Here is an 18,273-nt window from a genome sequence, read left to right as displayed (position 1 = left end):
GCTTCCGACCCGAGCCTACGTCGACCGGCTCAGCGGTTGTGGTGAATCTCCTCCAGCACCGTGGCACCCAGCTCACGGACGATCAGCTCCTGGCTGTTCGCCCCCTGGTCGACCTGGCTGGGCGACGGGCCGGTGAAGCTGGCGTCCCCCTCCAGGTCGTAGTCGTCCGGCGGGTACTCGTCCGCCGGCGGGCCCTCGAACCGGGCCGGAGCGGGCGCCGCCTGCGGGGGCGGGGTCTGCTGGACGGCCTGCGGCGGGGGCTGCACCGGCGCCGCCTGCACGGGGGCGGGGCGCGGGGCCTGCTGCTGGCGTTGCTGCGGTTGTTGCTGCTGCGGTTGCTGGGGGGCGCCCCAGCCGCCGGAGGCCGGCGAGGGCGGAGTGCTGCTGACACCTCCGCTGGTGCCGCCGGACGGGTCGACGATGCACTCGACCCGCCAGTCCACCCCGAGCTCGTCGGCCAGGACCTGCTTCAGCACGTCGTCGCTGTTGCTGCTGACGAAGCTGTCGCGGGCGCCCGCGTTGATGAACGAGACCTGCAGCACGGTGCCGTCGAAGCCGGCCACCTGGCCGTTCTGGCTGAGCAGGATCCAGGTGAAGCGGCGACGGTTCTTCACCGCCTCCAGGATCTGCGGCCAGAGCTGGCGGACCTGGCCCGCGCCCTGCTGGGCGGGCGCCGAGGGCTGACCGGCCGTCGGCTGCTGCTGTTGTTGTTGCTGTGCCTGGGGTTGCGGCTGGGCCTGGGGGGCTTGCACAGCCGGTACGGGCGCCGGAGCGCTCGGGGTTGCCGTCGGCGCACCGGCGGACGGGAAGCTGCGCGGGATCGGCCACGCGCCGGGAGCGGGAGCGGGCGCCTGAACCGGCGTCACCTCCACCGACGGTGCGGGCTGCTGGTACTGCTGCACCGGCTCCGGCGCGGCCTGGACCACCTGCAGCGGCTGGGGTGCCTGTTGCACCTGCTGCATCTGGGGTGCCTGGGGCGCCTGGGGCATCTGCTGGACCGCCTGCGGGGCCGCGAAGCCACCCGCCGACGCCCGGCGCTCCAGCTTGTCCAGCCGCGCCTGCAACGACAGCTCGTCCCCGTACGCACCGGGCAGCATCACCCGGGCGCAGATCAGCTCCAGCTGCAGCCTCGGCGCGGAGTTGCCGCGCATCTCGGTCAGCCCGGTGTTGACCAGGTCCGCCGCCCGGCTCAGATCGGCCGGCCCGAACCGGTCGGCCTGCGCCTGCATGATCGCGATCCGGTCGGCCGGGGCGTCGATCAGCCCCTTCTCCCCCGCGTCCGGCACGGTCGCCAGGATCACCAGGTCGCGCAGCCGCTCCAGCAGGTCGGTCACGAAGCGGCGCGGGTCGTGCCCGCCCTCGACCACCCGGTCGACGATCTGGAACACCGTCGCCCCGTCGTGCGCGGCGAAGGCGTCCACCACCTCGTCCAGCAGCGCCGAGTCGGTGTACCCGAGCAGCGCCGTGGCCATCTGGTAGGTGACGCCGCCCTCGCCCGCACCGGCGAGCAGCTGGTCCATCACCGACATCGAGTCACGGACCGACCCGGCACCGGAGCGGACCACCAGCGGGAAGACCGAGTCCTCGACCGCGATCTGCTCCCGCCCGCACACCTGCGCCAGGTAGTCCCGCAGCGTGCCGGGCGGCACCAGCCGGAACGGGTAGTGGTGCGTCCGGGACCGGATCGTCCCGATCACCTTCTCCGGCTCGGTGGTGGCGAAGATGAACTTGAGGTGCTCCGGCGGCTCCTCCACCACCTTCAGCAGCGCGTTGAAGCCGGCCGAGGTCACCATGTGCGCCTCGTCCAGGATGAAGATCTTGTACCTGCTGTGCACCGGCGCGAAGAACGCCCGCTCGCGCAGGTCTCGCGCGTCGTCCACACCACCGTGCGAGGCGGCGTCGATCTCGATCACGTCGATCGAGCCGGGCCCGCCGGTCGCCAGGTCGGTACAGGACTGGCACTCCCCGCAGGGAGTGGGCGTCGGGCCCTGCGCGCAGTTCAGGCAGCGGGCCAGGATGCGGGCACTGGTCGTCTTCCCGCACCCGCGCGGGCCGCTGAACAGGTAGGCGTGGTTGACCCTGTTGTTGCGCAGGGCCTGCTGGAGCGGAGCGGTGACGTGCTCCTGCCCGATGACCTCGGCGAAAGTCTCGGGGCGATAGCGGCGGTACAGGGCTAGGGACACGCCCCCGACGATATCGGGACAGACGGACAAACGCGGCCGCCCCGGAAACGCAAGGACCCCTCGTGCACCCGCCAGAGCCCTCCTACCCTTGCTGCCTTCCGGCCCTGGGGGAGTTCAGAGAGATAACGCCGCACGAGGGGCTGCCCCAAGAGTAGCGGATCCCCGACCGAAGCTGTACCGCCGCCCCACCTCTCCCATCCGCAGGCCACCACCCCCACCCACCTGCGGATGGGTGGTCGCGAGCACCCCCGAACATGTACTAAGCTCTCCCACGGAGGATTCGCCTAGTGGCCTAGGGCGCACGCTTGGAAAGCGTGTTGGGATAAAACCCTCACGAGTTCGAATCTCGTATCCTCCGCCGGCCGAAGGCCCGGACTGCATCAGCGGTCCGGGCCTTCGTCGTTCATCGACGCTTCGTCAGGCTCGCCGGAGGTGGCAACGTCCGGACCGGGTCCTGATGTGGACGCCCGCCGACAACGCCCACAACCGGCGATCAGAGGGCCTGGCGAAGCTGGCGCGAGATGCACACCACCTCGGCGACTCGCTATGAAGATCTGCGGTCCGCACCTCACCGGAGTCTGCATCTAGCTAGCGGCAACTTGTGAGCAGGTGTGCGACGGAACGCTACCGTCACCCCTGTGGTCGTCCGTCAGACAGCCACGAGCCGCACGCGATCACCGCAGAGCTTGGTCATGTCGTCGATGTCCGACGTCAGCAGGACGACCGGTCGCTGTTGTCGCAGTGCCATCTCGGCCACTGCCGCGTCGATCGCGTACTTGTGGCCGTGCAGACCCACACCGATCAGCATCGCCGAGGCGGTCCGAGCCTCCTCGTCACCAACGGGCACAATCCGCAATCCCGACAGGATCCACCGCAGACGCGCCTGATCCGTGCGACCGTGCACGGCTTCGATGATGGTCAGAGCACTGATCACCACCTCCATACCCCGCTTCCGGGCCTCGGCGACCATCGCGACAGCAGGCTCGTGATCACTCAGCAGCTTGGAGAGGCCCTCGGAGTCCAGCACCAAAGTGCCCTCATGACTCAGCTTGCGACGGGCCATCCTCCCTCCTCGGCGAACACCCCGTCGAAGACCTGGCGGGCCCGGTCCTGCTCCGCCGCCGAGATCGGTCCCTGCCGACGCTCGTAGTCGGCAAGGTACTCGTCCAGGATCTGGCCACGCAGTTCACGCTCGACGGCCGCGGCGACGAAGGCCGAGAACTCGCGCTTGCCCACTCGTCGCCGGATCGCCTCGGCCGTACCTTCGGGCAGCGACAGGCTGACTCTGGTAGCCGGCCCCTCACCAATGCTGTAGGGCATCTCAGTCATGGAGCCAGATTATCAAAGAAGTAGGAATTGCGAGCCAGGCCTGAACCCCCGGTTTCCGTGGCTGCAGTTGCTGCTCGATCGAGGGCTGGGCGTCAGTCATGCGTCGGACCCCTCAGTCGCTTCCGAGATCCTGCGAGGGGTGCGTCGGCAAGTAACCTAAGGCGTCGTTGACCCTGCGCATGTGCGGGTTGCTGTCGGCAGTGTCGGTGAGCAGGCCCCCGAGGCGAAGCACTCGGCACCGCACCAGTCACCGCTTCAGCCCTCGCTCCCGGCGAGCGATGCCGCCCTCCTCGCCGCCGCCCTGGGCAACCACCCGACCGCTGCGGCCTGCTGACCAGCGGCGACGGGGCCGCACATAAGAACATGGATTCGATGACAACCTTTCAGGACCGCTCGTGCGTGTGGTCCGCGTGAGTCAAGAATCCGAGGATGCCGCCTACGCAGCCTTCGTCGAGGCTGCCTGGCACCGGCACCTGCGTACGGCGACGCTGCTCACCGGCGACCGGCACCGGGGCGAGGAGCTGCTCCAGGACTGCCTGGTGAAGCTCTACGTCCGCTGGCGCCGGGCCGCCACCGACGATCCGCACGCGTACCTGCGGCGGATGCTGGCCAACGGCAACGTCAGCCGGTGGCGGCGGTGGCGGCGCGAGCTGCTCACCGATGAGGTGCCGGAGACTGTCGACCGCAGGCCGGGCGGGCCCGGCGGACCGGTCGACGACCGGCTGGGTGGGCTCGACGAGCTCCAGCGGGCGTTGCTGACGCTGCCCGAGGGGCAGCGGGCCGTGGTGGTCCTGCGCCATGTCGAGGACCTGTCGGAGAAGGAGACCGCGGCCGCGCTCGGCTGCTCCGTCGGCACCGTGAAGAGCCAGAACGCCCGGGCCATGGCGCGGCTGCGGGTCGCGTTGCAAGAGAACCAGGAGGCCACGCGGTGATCCAGGACGACGAGCAGGTGGCACGCGCCCTGCGGGGCCTGGCGACCCGTCAGCCGGAGTCCGGCCCGGTGCCGGTGGCCCTGCTGCTGCACCGCGGCCGCCGGGCCCGGCGGCTGCGCACCACGCTGCGCACCGCAGCCGGGGCCGGCTGCCTGGCGCTGGCCCTCGGGGCGGTCCTGGTGCTGCGGCCGGGCGGTACGCCCACCCTGCCGACCCCTCCGGCCGGACCGAGCACCTCGGCCACCCCGAGCGCCACGGCCACCCCGCACCCCCCGGAAGGTGCCGGGCCGCCGTCGGACGAAACCGTGCTGGCCGCGTGGAAACTCGCCCTGCCCGCAGGGGTGTTCAGCGAGGTACGGGGCCCAGGCCCCGCCGCGAGCGGAGGCGTCGGACTCAGCGCCCGCTTCGACGACGGAACCGGCATCGGCGAGGTCTCGGTGACGGTGAAGCGAAAGGCCCGGCAGGCGACGGCCCAGGCAGACGAACTCACCTGCCCCGACCCGAAGCTCGCCCCGTACGACTCCTGCCGCACCAGCACGCTCTCCGACGGGTCGGTGCTGCTGGTGCTCCGGACCCCCATCTACGGTGCGGGCCGGGCCGGGCTGACCCAGGCGGTGGTGGTGCTCTCCCGGAAGGACGGCCGGCTGATCACCGTCAAGGCGTCGAACGCCGGCGTCGACAAGACGCAGCCGTTGACCCGCACCACCCCACCGCTGACCCCGGATCAGCTGACCGCCGCGGCGTCCTCGGCTGTCTGGGACCCCGTGGTGGCCGCGCTGCCCGCCTTGGTCGACGGGCCCCCGTCCCGATCCGAGTTCCCGGGCGGGCAGATCGTCGCCACCGCGACAAGCCTCCTCCCGGCCGGTCTCACCCCGGCCGACGCCAACACCAGCGGGTACGGCTACGCCAACTTCACCGTCACGGACGGCAAGGGACCGGCCCTGGTGGAGATCAGCCTGAGCGACAACAGGAGGGAGCCGAACAGCGGCCCCCAGGCGGACTGGGAGAGCCTCCCCGACGGCACCCAGTTCTACGAAAGCACGATGGACGTGGGTGTCCAGCGCTGGTCCATCGAAGTACGGCGGCCGGACGGGCTGTGGGTCACCGTGATGACGTACGACAGCGACCGGTTGAAGCAGGACCGGCCGAACCGCCCGGGACCGGCGCTGACGACCGCTCAGCTGCGGGCGATCGCGCTGAGCCCCGCGTGGAAGCTTCCTGGCTGACCGCACCGCCTTCAGTTCACGTACCGAGTCCCAGGGGGGATCAGCAATGCGCAAGAGTGTGATGACCGGTGTCGGCGTGATCACGGCGGTGGTGTTCACCGGGGGCGGCTTCGCCGCGTACAACCTGTGGAACGGCGTGACCGGAGGTACCAGGGCGGCGGCCGCGCAGCCGTCCACGGTGGCGACCCCGGCGGCCAAGGCGTCGGCGATCAAGGCACCGTCGGCGGAGGCGGCTGCGGCGGGTGCGAAGGCGTTCCTGGCGGCCTGGGCCAAGGGCGACTTCGAGGAGGCCGGGCGGTTGACCGACCGTCCGGAGGCGGCGGTGGCGGCGCTGACGGCCTTTCGGACGGCGCTGACTCCGACCGCGCTGACACTGACCCCGACCGCCGAGAGACCACAGGCCGGAGCCCCGATGACCTTCCGCGCCGAGGTGGGGTTGCCGGGTGCGGTTCGGGTGTGGCGGTACGAGAGTGCGGTCGCGATGGTGAAGACCGGTGACGGCGGAGTGGTGGTGCACTGGGATCCGACGGTGGTGCATCCCCGGTTGGGTGCGGGGAAGGCGTTGGCGATCCGGCCGGTGTCCTCGTCGGTGCCGTCGCAGGTGGTGGACCGCAAGGGGCGCCCGGTGGGTGCGTTCCCGTCGATAGCGGCGGTGTTGGACCAGATCGAGTTCGCGGACGACGGTGCGCAGCCCGCCGGTGACGGTACGGGTGTGGTGGTGGTCGGGTCGGCTGGGGGTTCGGGTGGGTCGGAGCCGTTGTTCACGATTTCGGCGTCGAAGGGTGCCAAGCGGCAGTTGACGTTGGATGCGGATCTGCAGCGGGTGGCGGAGGCGGTGGTGAAGGAGCAGTCGGGTCCGGCGTCGGTGGTGGCGGTCGAGCCGAGTACGGGTCATGTGCTGGCGTTCGCGAACAATCCGGCGGTGGGTCAGAACCGGGCGTTCGGGGGTGCGACGGCGCCGGGTTCGACGATGAAGGTGGTCACCGCAGCGGCGCTGCTGGAGACCGGTCTGACGCCCGACTCGCCGGTGCCGTGCCCGAAGAACACCAACGCGGGCGGGCGTCTGGTGCCGAACGACTTCACCGATGCCCGGCTCGGTTACACGTTCAAGGACGACTTCGCGCAGTCCTGCAACACCGCCTTCATCGAGGCGGCACAGCTGCGGCTCAAGGCGGGCAGTCTGCCCGCGGTGGCGAAGGACGTGTTCGGTCTGGGGCTGGTGTGGAAGACGGGTCTGTCGGCGTTCGACACCGACATCCCGGTGGAGACCAACCCGGAGCAGATCGCGCTGGCCTACGTCGGGCAGGGCCGGATCAGGACCAACGCCCTGGCCATGGCGTCGGTGTCGGCCACGGTGCAGAGCGGCACCTTCCGCCAGCCGGTCCTGGTGCCCGGCAAGGCCCAGCCCATGGCCGCCCGGACCCTGAGTGCCACTGTCCTGAACCAGCTGCGGTCGATGATGCAGCGCACCGCGCAGAGCGGGACCGCAGCCAAGGCGCTCGGCTCCATCTCCGGTGCCGCCGCGAAGACCGGCACGGCCGAGGTCGGCGGGCAGAACCCCAACAGCTGGATCACCGCCTACCGGGGCGACCTCGCCGTCGCCGTCGAGGTCCAGGCGGGTGGCCACGGCGCGGACGCCGCCGCCCCCGCCGCCGCCAAGCTCCTCCAACTGGGCAACAGCCACTGAGGGGTGGTGACCAGGGCCGGGCCAGGGGTGGCTCCGGGGCGGCTCGGGGTCGGTCCCGGATGGCCGGGCGGCCGCGGCTCGGCAGACTTCTGCATGTCGCCGGGCCGCCGAGGCCCGCCAACCACCGCCGAGGGATGCCGAGATGACCAGTGCCGCCGTGAACAGCCGCTCCGCCCACCGCAGTTGGGCCAACGCAGGGGCAGCCGGCGCACTGGTGGTCGCCCTCACTGCCGGAGCCGTGGCCGGCACCGCCGTCGACGCCACGGCGCAGCCCCGTACGAACAAGGCGCCGAACACCCAGGCACCGAACGCCCAGGCGCTGAGCGCCATGACCGCCGCCCTGCCGAACGCCCAACTGACCAGCGCAGTCGTCCTGGTGGACGGCCGGGACGGCCGCTGGTCGGGCACCTCCGGCACCGGCAAGCTGACCACCGGCGAGCTGGACGGCGGCCGCCGCCCGGTCGCTGCCGACGGACGGTTCCGGATCGGCAGCATCTCCAAGGTCTTCACCGCCACCGTGCTCCTGCAACTGTCCGCCGAGCACCGGGTGGACCTGGACGGCACCGTGCAGCAGTACCTCCCGGACGCGCTGCCCGCCGCCTACCCGCCGATCACGGTCCGTCAGCTGCTCAACCACACCAGCGGCCTGCCCACCGGCGGCGGCCTCGGCGGGGACGACGGCGGGGACCAGTGGTTCGCCGACCACATGGACGAGAGCTGGACCCCGCAGCAGGTGGTGGCCGAGGCGGTCGGCCGACCGATGCAGTTCGAGCCGGGCACCGCCCAGCAGTACAACGGCCTCAACTACTTCCTGGCCGGCCTGCTGGTCGAGCGGGTCACCCACCGCTCGTACGCGCAGGAGGTGAACGCGCGCATCCTGCGTCCGCTCGGCCTGCACAGCACCGCCGTCCCGGCCGCCGGTGACACCCGGCTGGCGCACCCGACCGCGCACGCCTACCTGGCGGTCCCCCGGCCGGACGGAACGGGCACCGAGCAGGTCGACGTCACCGAGCAGAGCCCGTGGCCGTGGGCCGAGGGCGGCATGGTCTCCAGTGCGCCCGACCTGGACCGCTTCCTCTCCGCGCTGCTGCGCGGACGGCTGCTGCCGCCCGCGCAGCAGGCCGAACTGTTCGCCGTCCCGGACGTGCCGAACTTCCGGAACCGGAACTGCGACATCGGTCCGACCGCCGGCCGGGCCTGCTTCAGCACGGCGCTGATGCGCTTCACCAGTCCGTCCGGCGTGGTGCTCTGGGGCAAGACCGGCAGCCGCCCGGGCTGGACCAACGGCATCTTCGCCACCCCGGACGCCTCCCGGGACCTGGTCTACTCGCTCACCCCGACCAGCCGGAACGGCGTGCCGTTCGCGGTCCAGTACGGGATCGCCAGTGCCGCCTTCGACCTGGACCCGCACTGACCTGCCGTCAGGAGACGGTGACCCGCTCGGGCTCGGGGGCCGGCGCCGCAGCCCGGTGGGCGGAGCCGCGGCCCGGGCGGACCGGCCACCAGAGGCCCCGGCCGAGCAGGGCCGCCAGCGCGGGGACCAGCACCAGCGACAGGACCAGGGCGGACAGCAGGATGCCGAGCGTCATCGCGAACGCGACCTGCTCGCTCCCCGGGCTGGTGGCCAGGGTGGCGAAGGAGCCGGCCAGCACCAGGCCGGCCGTCGCGACGGCCGGGGCGGTGTGCCGTACCGCGCGGGCCACGGCGGCCCGGGCCGGGCCGGGGCGCTGCATCTCCTCGCGGATCCGGTCGGCGATCAGAATGTTGTAGTCGGTGCCCAGCGCGACGACGAAGAGGAACAGCACCAGCGGGAGGGTGAAGCTGACGCCCGGCCGGCCCAGCCCGTGCTGGAACAGCAGGGTGGCGGCGCCGAGGGTGGCGGCGAAGCCCAGGCCGACGGAGACCATCAGGATCAGCGGTGCGAGCAGGCTGCGCAGGAGCAGCAGCAGGATCAGCGCGATCAGCCCGGCCGCGACCGGGAACACCACGGTCAGGTCGTGGTCCACGGCGGTGGCGATGTCGGCGAAGATCGCCGCCGTACCGCCCACGTGGGCCGCCGTACCGTCGGGGGTGTGCGCGGCGACGGCGGCGCGGACCGGGCCGGAGGCCAGGTCGCGGGCCTGCTGGCTCTGCGGGTCGGCGGTCAGGTAGAGGTCGATCCGGGCGGCGCGCCGGTCCCCGTTCAGGACCGTCGGTGCCACCTGGCCCACGCCCTGGACCTGGGTGAGGGCCCGGGACAGCTCGTCCAGCCGTCCGGTGGTGAGGGGCGCACCGTTCCTGCTGGCGACGTAGACGCTGGTCGGGTCGGACACACCGGCCGGCAGCGCCCGGGAGATCTCGGCGGCGGTGGCCGCGGCCGGGGTGTCGCTGCCGCCGCCCTGGCCGTAGTCCATCCGGATCCCGGCCGTCCCGGCGGCCAGCGCGCCCAGCAGGGCGACGGCGGCGAACGCCAGCATCACCGGGCGGCGGGCGACCAGCGCGCCGAAGCGGGCGGCCGCTCCTTCGCGGGGCTGGTGGCGCAGGCTGCGGGAGGGCCAGAACATCTTCCGTCCGGCGGCCGCGAGCAGGGCCGGCAGCAGGGTCAGGCTGCCCAGCAGCATGACCAGGACCGCGACCGCGATGGCCGGGCCGAGCGAGCGGAACTGCCCGAAGGTCGCCACGCCCAGCGTGGCGAAGGCGGCCACGATGGTCAGCGCCGCCGAGGTGATCGCGGTGCCCACCCGTGCCGACACCTGCGCGGCCGCCTCCCGGGCGGGCTGGTCCGGCCGGGCCCGCAGCTGCTCGCGGAAGCGGAACAGCAGGAACAGCAGGTAGTCGATCCCGATGCCGAGCAGGACCACGCTGATCAGCCCCGGGGTACCCGGGTCGAGCTTGAGCCCGGTCAGCATCGCGGCACCCGCGACGGCCCCGCCCGCCACGCCGCCGATCAGGGCCACCGCGAGCAGCGGCAGCACGGCCGCCAGCACGCTGCGGAAGACCAGCACGTTGAGCAGGACGATGAGCCCCATCACGAGGGCGCCGCCGACCGTCGTGGCGGTCTTGTGGGCGTCGGTGCTGTCGACCGTCTCGGCGAGGCCCCCGGTGAAGCCGGTGCGCAGCCCGTCGTCCGAAAACTCCGCCCGGACCTCGTCCCGGAAGGCCCGGTAGAGGCGGTGGACGCCCTCGTCGGCGGCGCTGCCGACCAGCTCGACCGAGAGCAGTTCGAAGCTGCGGTCGGGTGCCACCATCGCCGGTGCGATCCGGGGGGTCTGGGAGTGGTCGGGGACCAGGAACTCCGGTTCGTCCTCCTTCCTGGGCATCACCACCTGACGCTTCGCCAGCTTCGCCGCCCCGGCCTCGATCCGCCGCTGATCGGCGGCGTCGAGGACCTTGCCGTCGGCGCGGGCGACCAGCACCGTCACCGTGGTGGCGTCGGGGTCGAGCCCGAACTGCTCCTCGGCGATCCGCAGCGCGGCGGCCGAGTCGTAGCTCCCGGGCAGGAAGTCGCCGCTCTGGCTCTGGATGACGCGGGCGAACAGACCCGGGGTCAGACCGGCCAGTGCGACACCGAGCACCGCCCAGAGGGCGATGATCCGCCACGGGTTTCTGGTGGAGTATCCGGTCAAGGCGCGGATCACGTTGTCCTCCGACGGACGGCTTGGAAACGGACGTCTGCCGGGGGTTCCCGGCCGTATCCAGACCATCACTCCGAGGGGCCCCCGGGCGTCCTGGCAGCGGATGATCCGGACCGGGGCCCTGGGTCCTTCCCGGCCCCCTGACCAGGACCTGGGTCCTGGTCAGGGGGCCGGGCCGCGGCCGGCGTGTGCAACCCTGTCGGGGAGACAGGAGGCCGTGCACGAGGGGGAACAGTCATGTCCAGCGACCGAACGGGCAACCGACCGGACAGCCGACCGAGCGGGCCCGGCGACGCCGGGGAACCGCTGCCGGTCGACGGCGCCGAGCCGCCCTGGACCCGCAACGACGCCCTGGTGACCGGTGCGGCCTGCGCGCTGAACCTGCTCAGCTACGTCCTCGACCCGACCGGCCGGGGTGGAGTCAGCGTCACCGGGTTCCTGCTGGTCGCGGTGGCCGCCCTCCCGCTGCTCGCCCGGCGCAGGCACCCGGTGGCGGCGCTCGCCGCCGTCCTGGCCCTGGACGCGACGGCGGCGCTGACGCTGCCGCTGCCCAGCCACTTCGGCGCCGTCCTGGTGGTGGCCCTGTACACGGTGGTCCGGTCCTGCTCCGGCCCGGTGGTGGCGGCCGCCGCCGTCGGGACCACGGCGCTGACGCTGCTGAGCCAGAGCCGGGGCCTGGTGCCGACCTGGACGGACGTCATCGCCGCGACCCTCTCGGTCCTGATCGTCACCGGCACCGGCATCGCCGTCACCCGCTGGCAGCGCGAGGTGGCGGCCAACCGCACGCTGCTGGCCGACCGGGCGGTGGCCGACGAACGCCGAAGGATCGCACGGGAGTTGCACGACATCGTGGCCCACCACATCACCTCCATGCAGCTGATGGCGGGCGGGGCCCGGGCCAACCTCGCGAACCCGGAGGTGGTCCGGGACGCCCTGGTGACGCTGGAGTCCTCCGGGCGGCTGGCCCTGCGGGAGATGCGCCAACTCCTGGACGTCCTACGGGCCGGCGACGAGCCGGAGCACGCCCCGCCGGCGCCCCAGCCGGGCGCCGAGGACCTGGGCCGCCTGCTGGCGGAGTCCCGACTGGCCGGCCTGCCCACCGAGTTGACCGTCTGCGGTCGGGAGCACCCGCTGCCGCCGACGGTCGGCCTGACGGTGTTCCGGATCGTCCAGGAGGCCCTGACCAACGCCCGCAAGTACGCCGGACCGGCCCGGGTTTCGGTGCAGCTGACGTACGGTCAGGACCGGCTCACCGTCGAGGTGCAGGACGACGGCGGAGGAGCGCCGCCGCCGGAGCCGACCTCGGCCAAGGGCCCGGCCGGCTACGGGCTGATCGGGATGCGCGAGCGGGTCGCACTGCACGGCGGCACCCTGACGGCCGGCCACCGGGCCGACGGCGGGTTCGCTGTCCGGGCCGAACTGCCGCTGGCCCCCGAGGAGGCCGACGAGGCGGCCGTCCAGCGCGGGGCGGTGCACCGGTGACGCCGCCGACCCCCGGGACGCCGCCGACAGCCGGTACACCGCAGAGGATCCGGGTGCTGATCGCGGACGACCAGCCGCTGGTCCGGCGGGGCCTGTCGCTGATCCTCTCCCCCGACCCGTCCTTCGAGGTGGTGGGCGAGGCCGAGAACGGCGAGCAGGCCGTCGCGCTGGCCCACCGCCTGCACCCCGACGTGGTGGTGATGGACATCCGGATGCCGGTCCTGGACGGGGTGGCCGCGACCGGGCAGCTGGCCCGCAGCCTGCCCGGGTGCCGGGTGCTCGCCCTCAGCACCTTCGACATGGACGAGTACGTGGTCGCCGCGCTGCGCGCCGGTGCGTACGGGTTCCTGCCCAAGGACGTCTCCCCGGAGGACCTGGGCGCGGCGATCCGCACCGTCCACGCGGGCGAGGCCGTGGTCGCACCGCGCCTGCTCACCCGGCTGATCTCGACCTACGTCCGGGCTCCGCGCAGCACCCGCCCGGCGGCGGCCCTCGCCGATCCGGGCGAACTGACGCCCCGCGAGGTCGAGGTGTGGCGCCTGATGGCCACCGGCCTCGACAACACGGAGATAGCCGACGCCCTGGAGATCAGCCTCTCCACGGTCAAGAACTACATCACCAGCATCTTCGGCAAACTCGACGTCAGGGACCGCGCCCAGGCCGTCATCGCCGCCTACGAGTCCGGCCTGGTCACCGCCCGGACGGACGGCTGACCGACCGGCCGCCGGAGCCGGTCAGCGGAAGGCCGGTGCGGTCCGGGCGGCCCAGGCGGTGAAGGTGCGCGGCGCCCGGCCGAGGATCCGCTCGACGTCCGGGCTCGGCCGCTGCTCGGCCGGCAGCGGTTCGCCGAGGATCGCCAGCGTGCCCTCGACCACCGGCTCGGGCATGAAGGCCAGCATCTGCGCCCTGGCCTCCTCCCGGGTCTGCTCGACGAACCGCACCGGCTCGCCCAGCGCCGCGCCGATCGCGGCGGCCCGCTCCCTCGGGGTGACCGGCACCGGGCCGGTCAGGTCGTACGTGCGGCCCGCGTGACCGTCCCCGCGCAGGACGGCGGCCGCGACCTCGGCGATGTCGGCCGGGTCGACGGTGGGCAGCCCGACCGCGCCGAACGGGGCGGCGGCGGTGCGCTCCGCCCGGATCGACCCGGCCCAGGCGAAGGCGTTGGAGTTCAGCCCGCCCGACCGCAGGACCGTCCAGTCGAGACCCGAGCGCCGCACCGCGTACTCGAACGCCACCGGGTGCCGGTAGACCTCGGGCCTGGTCCCCGCGCCCTGGGAGGAGAGCAGGACCACCCGCTGCACCCCGGCCTCCCGGGCCAGGTCCAGGATGCCCTCCGGGTCCTCCCCGGCCACCAGCAGGAAGAGCGCCCGGGCGCCGGCCAGCGCCGGGCGCAGGCTCCCCGGGTCGGCCAGGTCGGCCGCGAAGTGCACGGCGCCCAGCGGGAGTTCGGCGGCGTGACGGGAGACGGCGGCCACCTGCTCGCCGACCTCGACGAGGGTCCGGACCAGCTCCTGGCCGACGTTTCCGGTCGCACCCGTGACAACGATCATGAGAACTCCTGCAGCAGTGAGTTAGTTGGCTGACTTAGAGAGACCCTAGCCTGACATCCCGTCAGGCGTCTACAGTCAGTCAGGTGACTCACTCAGAACAGGTCCGGCGCCCGGCCGGCAAGCGCGAACGGCTGGCGACCGCGGCGGCCAGGGTCCTGCACGAGCAGGGCGTGGAGCAGACCACCCTGGCCGACATCGCCCGGGCGGCCGACGTCCCGGTGGGCAACGTCTACTACTACTTCAAGACCAAGAACGACCTGGTCGGGGCGGCGATCGACGCCCACGCCCAGAGCCTGCAGAGCATGATCGGCGCCCTCGACGCGCTGCCCACCCCGCAGGAGCGGCTGAAGGCGCTGCTGGACGGCTGGATCGGGCAGCGCGAGCTCACCGCCCGGTACGGCTGCCCCACCGGGACCCTGGCCTCGGAGCTCGACAAGCGCGCCGACGGCCTCGACCGGGCGATCGCCCAGGTGATCGGCGCCCTGATCGACTGGGCCGAGCAGCAGTTCCGGGCCATGGGCCGGGACGACGCCCACGAACTCGCGGTCGCCCTGGTCGCCGCGTACCAGGGCATCTCGCTGCTCACCAACACGCTCCGCGACCCGGAGCTGATGGCCACCGAGGGCCGCCGGCTGGCCCGCTGGATCGACTCGCTGGCCTGACGGCGGATCAGAGCTCGGGCTTCGGCTTGGCGCGGACGTGCATCCGCTCGCCCTGGCGGCCGAACAGGCTGAGCACCTCCACCGGCCGCCCGTCCGCGCTGCTGAACCAGTGCGGCACCCGGGTGTGGAACTCCGCCACCTCGCCCGACCCCAGCACCAGGTCGTGCTCCCCCAGCACCAGCCGCAGCCGGCCGTCCAGCACGTACAGCCACTCGTAGCCCTCGTGCGAGCGGAGCTCGGGCTCGCTGCCCCGGTCGGGGATGATCATCTTGTACGCCTGGAGCGGCCCCGGGGTCCGGGAGAGCGGGACGAAGGTGCCGCCGTGCGCCAGCTTGTGCGGCGTCAACCGGACTCTGGGGTCGCCCACTTCGGGCGCTCCGACCAGATCGTCCAGCGGCACCCGGTACACCTCCGCCAGCGGCAGCAGCAGCTCCAGACTCGGGCGGCGCTGGCCCGACTCCAGCCGGGACAGGGTGCTCTTGGAGATGCCGGTGGCCTCGCAGACCGCGGCCAGGGTGAGGTTGTGGTGCGCACGCATCCGGCGGAGCCGGGGGCCGACCTCGTCGAGGACCGCTCGGTACGGCGGCGGACTGTCCATGTGGGCATTCCACCCCGTCGTCCCGGAAACGGCAACATCGATTGCCGCCCCCGACCGGCCCAGTGCACGCTCCCCGCATCAGCAGGTGCCGGCGGACGGAGAGCGCAGTGAACCCGAACAGTGCAGTACGGGCGGCCGTGGTGGCCGACCCACCGGAACGGCGGCCGTCGGTCCGGTGGGCGCTGGCCGCCCTCTCGCTCTCGATGCTGCTCGCCTCGCTCGGCACCAGCATCGCCAACGTCGGACTGCCCGCCATGGCGCAGGCGTTCGGCGCCTCGTTCCAGCAGGTCCAGTGGATCGTGCTGGCGTACCTGCTGGCCGTCACCACCCTGATCGTCGGCGTCGGACGGCTCGGCGACCTCACCGGGCGGCGCCGACTGCTGCTCGGCGGCCTCGGCCTGTTCACGGCGGCCTCGGTGCTGTGCGGCGTCGCGCCCACGCTCTGGCTGCTGATCGCCGCCCGGGCCGCGCAGGGCCTCGGGGCCGCGGTCATGATGGCGCTCACCATGGCCTTCGTCGGCGGGACCGTCCCCAAGGAGCGGACCGGCCGCGCGATGGGGCTGCTCGGGACGATGTCGGCGATCGGCACCGCACTCGGTCCGTCGCTGGGCGGCGTCCTGGTCTCCGGCCCCGGCTGGCGGGCGGTCTTCCTGGCCACCGCGCCGCTCGGGGTGCTCGGCCTGCTGCTCGCGTACCGCCACCTGCCCGCCGACCCGCCCCGTCCGGGCTCCGGGCGGCCCGCCTTCGACCTGCGGGGCACGGTGCTGCTGGCACTGGGCCTCGGGGCGTACGCCCTCGCCATGACGACGGGTCACGGGCACTTCGGCGCGCTCAACCTGGGCCTGCTGGTGGCGGCCGGGCTCGGCGCCGCACTGTTCGTCCGGACCGAGCGGCGGGCGGCGGCGCCGCTGGTCCGACCGGCGGCCTTCCGTGACCCCAGGCTGAGCACCGGGCTCGCGATGAGCGTCCTGGTCTCGACGGTGATGATGGCCACCCTGGTGGTCGGCCCGTTCCACCTCGCCCGCGCGCTCGGGCTCGACAACGCGGCGGTCGGGCTGGTCATGACGGTCGGTCCGTTCCTGGTGGCACTCACCGGCGTGCCGGCCGGCCGGATCGCGGACCGCTTCGGACCCCGCCGGATGACCGTGGCCGGGCTGCTCGCGATGACGGCCGGTGCCGCCGCCCTGGCCGTCACCCCGACCTCGTTCGGCGTGCCCGGCTACCTCGTCCCGATCGCGGTCCTCACCGTCGGCTACTCGGTCTTCCAGACCGCCAACAACACCTCGGTCATGCAGGACATCGCCCCCGACCGACGGGGCGTCACCTCCGGCCTGCTCAACCTCTCCCGGAACCTCGGCCTGGTCACCGGCGCCGCCGTCCTGGGCGCCGTCTTCACCCTCGCCACCGGCACCGCCGACATCACCACGGCCCACCCCGGAGCCATCGCCACCGGCACCCGCACCACCTTCGCCGCCGCCGCCCTCCTGACGGCCGCCGCCCTGGCCCTGACCCTCAGCCGCCGGCCTGCGCACTCCCCGGCCTGAAGGCGAGACCGATCCGACGACGCATCAGGTCGACGTCGAGCACCACCACCTCGACCTCGTCCCCCATCGCCACCGCCACCGCAGCCTCGGGCGCATGGACCATCCCTTCCACGCCCTCCGCCAGCCGGACGAAAACGCCGAACGGAAGCACCCGGCTGACCGTGCCCCTGACTGCCGCGCCGGAGGCCGGCAGCCGACCGGGTGTCCGCCAGGGGTCGGGAGTCAGCGCCTTCACTGACAGGCTCACCTCTTCCCAGGTCCAGTCGACGTGCAGGATCCGGGCCCTGATCCGGCGGCCGATGGGGGCTACGACGTCCACCGAGTCGACGCGCTCCCAGGACAGCTCGGGCACCCGCAGGAAGCCGAGCCCCCGGTCGGGCTCCCCGTCCAGGTCCACCCGCACCCCGACGTCCTCCAGGCCGGTGGCCACCGTGCCGGTGACCGTGTCCCCGACCCGGAGCGAGCCCAGGAACGCCCGCCGCCGGTCGGCCAGGGTCCGGTTGGTGCGCCACCTGGCCCGCAGGACACCGTCGGCGTCCGGCAGTTGGGCGTCGAGCAGGGGGCCGGGACCGTCGGATCCCCAGGGGATCAGGGTGGCCCGGTGTCCGGGACCGTCGGCGATCTGCGGGTGCGGGGCGTCGGAGCGGCCCATCCACGGTTCGGCGATCCTCCCGTCGGTGAGCCGCCCGTCAGGAGCCTGCTGGACCAGCAGTTCGAGCCGCTCCCCGCGCAGGACCGCAGCACGGACCGCCCCGATGTCCCCGGTCAGGTCCGGCCACACCCGCACCCGGGCACGCGGCGCCAATCCGCCTCGAAGGACGGCGAGTTCATCGGCACCGGTCGGGCGGTGCCAGCGGCGGGCCCGGGCGATGTACTGCTCCTCCACCAGGACGGGCCCCGACTCGGCCACCAACAGGCCGAGTTCCCGCCAGAAGGCACCGTCCGCAGGCCGCCGCTGCTGCACCTCGTCGAGCCCGGGGTCGTACGGGGAGGATCCGACCGCCTCGATCCGCAGGTCCTCGTCCGGCACCGGCAGTTCGCCGCGCAGGTACAGGTCGTCCTGGTCACCGACATGGACGGAGAACCCGGAGTCGGACCGGAGCCTGCACCAACTGCCCTCCCGCACCAGCATGATGCGGACCAGCTCCAGGCCGGTGGCCAACGGCACCACGGCACCGTCATGACAGCCGGCCAGGCGGTCGGGGAAGAGCCCGGACAGCATCCGCCCGGCACCGCCGCGGGCACCGTACGAGAAGAAGCCCTCGAGCATCGGATTGTCGATCACCAGGCGGTGGACACCGGCGGCTTCGGCCGAGGCCGCCACCAGGGACACGGCGGCGGCGGCGAACTGCCGTCGGCCACCGCACCGGAGGCCAGGGGTGACGCGGTGGACCGGGAGCGCCATGTCAGCGCTCCGCGCGGCTCGAAGGTGCCCGGAGGGCCGGTCGCGGGCGGACAGGAGGCGT

The 18,273-nt window shown here is 73.0% G+C and carries 15 protein-coding genes, 1 tRNA gene, 1 other RNA gene and 1 pseudogene; 9 read left to right on the top strand and 9 right to left on the bottom strand.

Annotated elements, in window-relative coordinates; all coding sequences use genetic code 11:
* Nucleotides 1–29: 29 nt before the first annotated feature.
* Together ABT118_RS01765 and ffs are read right to left on the bottom strand one after the other, a co-directional pair.
* The gene (locus ABT118_RS01765) at nucleotides 30–2,183 is read right to left on the bottom strand and encodes a DNA polymerase III subunit gamma and tau (RefSeq protein WP_350644184.1); all 2,154 of its coding nucleotides are present in this window, start codon (nucleotides 2,181–2,183) and stop codon (nucleotides 30–32) included.
* A 48-nt stretch (nucleotides 2,184–2,231) separates the two neighbouring features.
* An RNA gene (gene ffs / locus ABT118_RS01760) (signal recognition particle sRNA small type) lies at nucleotides 2,232–2,328 on the bottom strand.
* 128 nt (nucleotides 2,329–2,456) lie between these two features.
* Here ffs and ABT118_RS01755 point away from each other — a divergent pair.
* Nucleotides 2,457–2,541, top strand: a tRNA-Ser gene (locus ABT118_RS01755).
* A 291-nt stretch (nucleotides 2,542–2,832) separates the two neighbouring features.
* Here ABT118_RS01755 and ABT118_RS01750 read toward each other — a convergent pair.
* The 3 genes and pseudogenes from ABT118_RS01750 to ABT118_RS01740 form a co-directional block, all read right to left on the bottom strand.
* The gene (locus ABT118_RS01750; protein ID WP_350644183.1) at nucleotides 2,833–3,246 is read right to left on the bottom strand and encodes a PIN domain-containing protein; all 414 of its coding nucleotides are present in this window, start codon (nucleotides 3,244–3,246) and stop codon (nucleotides 2,833–2,835) included.
* The gene (locus ABT118_RS01745; RefSeq protein WP_350644182.1) at nucleotides 3,228–3,512 is read right to left on the bottom strand and encodes a hypothetical protein; all 285 of its coding nucleotides are present in this window, start codon (nucleotides 3,510–3,512) and stop codon (nucleotides 3,228–3,230) included. Before ABT118_RS01745 ends, ABT118_RS01750 begins: the two co-directional genes overlap by 19 nt.
* Before the next feature lie 112 nt (nucleotides 3,513–3,624).
* A pseudogene (locus ABT118_RS01740) lies at nucleotides 3,625–3,735 on the bottom strand (GNAT family N-acetyltransferase); the annotation flags it as partial.
* A 187-nt stretch (nucleotides 3,736–3,922) separates the two neighbouring features.
* Here ABT118_RS01740 and ABT118_RS01735 point away from each other — a divergent pair.
* From ABT118_RS01735 to ABT118_RS01720, 4 genes are all read left to right on the top strand, one after another.
* Entirely contained in the window at nucleotides 3,923–4,444 is a 522-nt protein-coding gene (locus tag ABT118_RS01735; RefSeq protein ID WP_350644181.1) for a SigE family RNA polymerase sigma factor, read from the top strand.
* A complete protein-coding gene (locus tag ABT118_RS01730) occupies nucleotides 4,441–5,670 on the top strand; it encodes a hypothetical protein (protein ID WP_350644180.1) in 1,230 nt (409 codons plus the stop codon). Before ABT118_RS01735 ends, ABT118_RS01730 begins: the two co-directional genes overlap by 4 nt.
* Nucleotides 5,671–5,716: 46 nt before the next feature.
* Nucleotides 5,717–7,357 (top strand): penicillin-binding transpeptidase domain-containing protein, encoded by a 1,641-nt coding sequence (locus ABT118_RS01725; RefSeq protein ID WP_350644179.1) that lies wholly within the window; start codon nucleotides 5,717–5,719, stop codon nucleotides 7,355–7,357.
* Between the two features lie 142 nt (nucleotides 7,358–7,499).
* Complete coding sequence (locus ABT118_RS01720) at nucleotides 7,500–8,771, top strand: serine hydrolase domain-containing protein (protein WP_350644178.1); 1,272 nt, start codon at nucleotides 7,500–7,502, stop codon at nucleotides 8,769–8,771.
* A gap of 7 nt (nucleotides 8,772–8,778) precedes the next feature.
* On the opposite strand, the gene ABT118_RS01715 is transcribed toward ABT118_RS01720, so the two are convergent.
* Nucleotides 8,779–10,974, bottom strand: coding sequence for an MMPL family transporter (locus tag ABT118_RS01715; RefSeq protein ID WP_350644177.1), 2,196 nt, complete (start codon nucleotides 10,972–10,974; stop codon nucleotides 8,779–8,781).
* A 234-nt stretch (nucleotides 10,975–11,208) separates the two neighbouring features.
* Between ABT118_RS01715 and ABT118_RS01710 the strand changes: the two genes are divergently transcribed.
* Nucleotides 11,209–12,453 (top strand): sensor histidine kinase, encoded by a 1,245-nt coding sequence (locus ABT118_RS01710; RefSeq protein WP_350644176.1) that lies wholly within the window; start codon nucleotides 11,209–11,211, stop codon nucleotides 12,451–12,453.
* Nucleotides 12,450–13,166 (top strand): response regulator, encoded by a 717-nt coding sequence (locus tag ABT118_RS01705; protein WP_502884451.1) that lies wholly within the window; start codon nucleotides 12,450–12,452, stop codon nucleotides 13,164–13,166. The genes ABT118_RS01710 and ABT118_RS01705 overlap by 4 nt, the downstream gene beginning before the upstream one ends.
* Nucleotides 13,167–13,187: 21 nt before the next feature.
* On the opposite strand, the gene ABT118_RS01700 is transcribed toward ABT118_RS01705, so the two are convergent.
* On the bottom strand, nucleotides 13,188–14,003 hold the full coding sequence (locus ABT118_RS01700) for an NAD(P)H-binding protein (protein WP_350644174.1): 816 nt from the start codon (nucleotides 14,001–14,003) through the stop codon (nucleotides 13,188–13,190).
* An 83-nt stretch (nucleotides 14,004–14,086) separates the two neighbouring features.
* Here ABT118_RS01700 and ABT118_RS01695 point away from each other — a divergent pair, with 83 nt between their 5' ends.
* Entirely contained in the window at nucleotides 14,087–14,665 is a 579-nt protein-coding gene (locus ABT118_RS01695; RefSeq protein ID WP_350644173.1) for a TetR/AcrR family transcriptional regulator, read from the top strand.
* Between the two features lie 7 nt (nucleotides 14,666–14,672).
* On the opposite strand, the gene ABT118_RS01690 is transcribed toward ABT118_RS01695, so the two are convergent.
* On the bottom strand, nucleotides 14,673–15,263 hold the full coding sequence (locus ABT118_RS01690; protein ID WP_350644172.1) for a helix-turn-helix domain-containing protein: 591 nt from the start codon (nucleotides 15,261–15,263) through the stop codon (nucleotides 14,673–14,675).
* Nucleotides 15,264–15,370: 107 nt separating this feature from the next.
* On the opposite strand from ABT118_RS01690, the gene ABT118_RS01685 reads away from it, so the two are divergent.
* Nucleotides 15,371–16,807, top strand: a complete 1,437-nt coding sequence (locus ABT118_RS01685) for an MFS transporter (RefSeq protein WP_350644171.1) — start codon at nucleotides 15,371–15,373, stop codon at nucleotides 16,805–16,807.
* On the opposite strand, the gene ABT118_RS01680 is transcribed toward ABT118_RS01685, so the two are convergent.
* A complete protein-coding gene (locus tag ABT118_RS01680) occupies nucleotides 16,776–18,212 on the bottom strand; it encodes a S1 RNA-binding domain-containing protein (protein ID WP_350644169.1) in 1,437 nt (478 codons plus the stop codon). The two genes, ABT118_RS01685 and ABT118_RS01680, sit on opposite strands and share 32 nt — an antisense overlap.
* Nucleotides 18,213–18,273: the final 61 nt, after the last annotated feature.

Source organism: Kitasatospora sp. NPDC002040 (assembly GCF_040296785.1).
Lineage (GTDB): Bacteria > Actinomycetota > Actinomycetes > Streptomycetales > Streptomycetaceae > Kitasatospora.
This window is presented reverse-complemented; position numbering and strand designations above follow the sequence as displayed.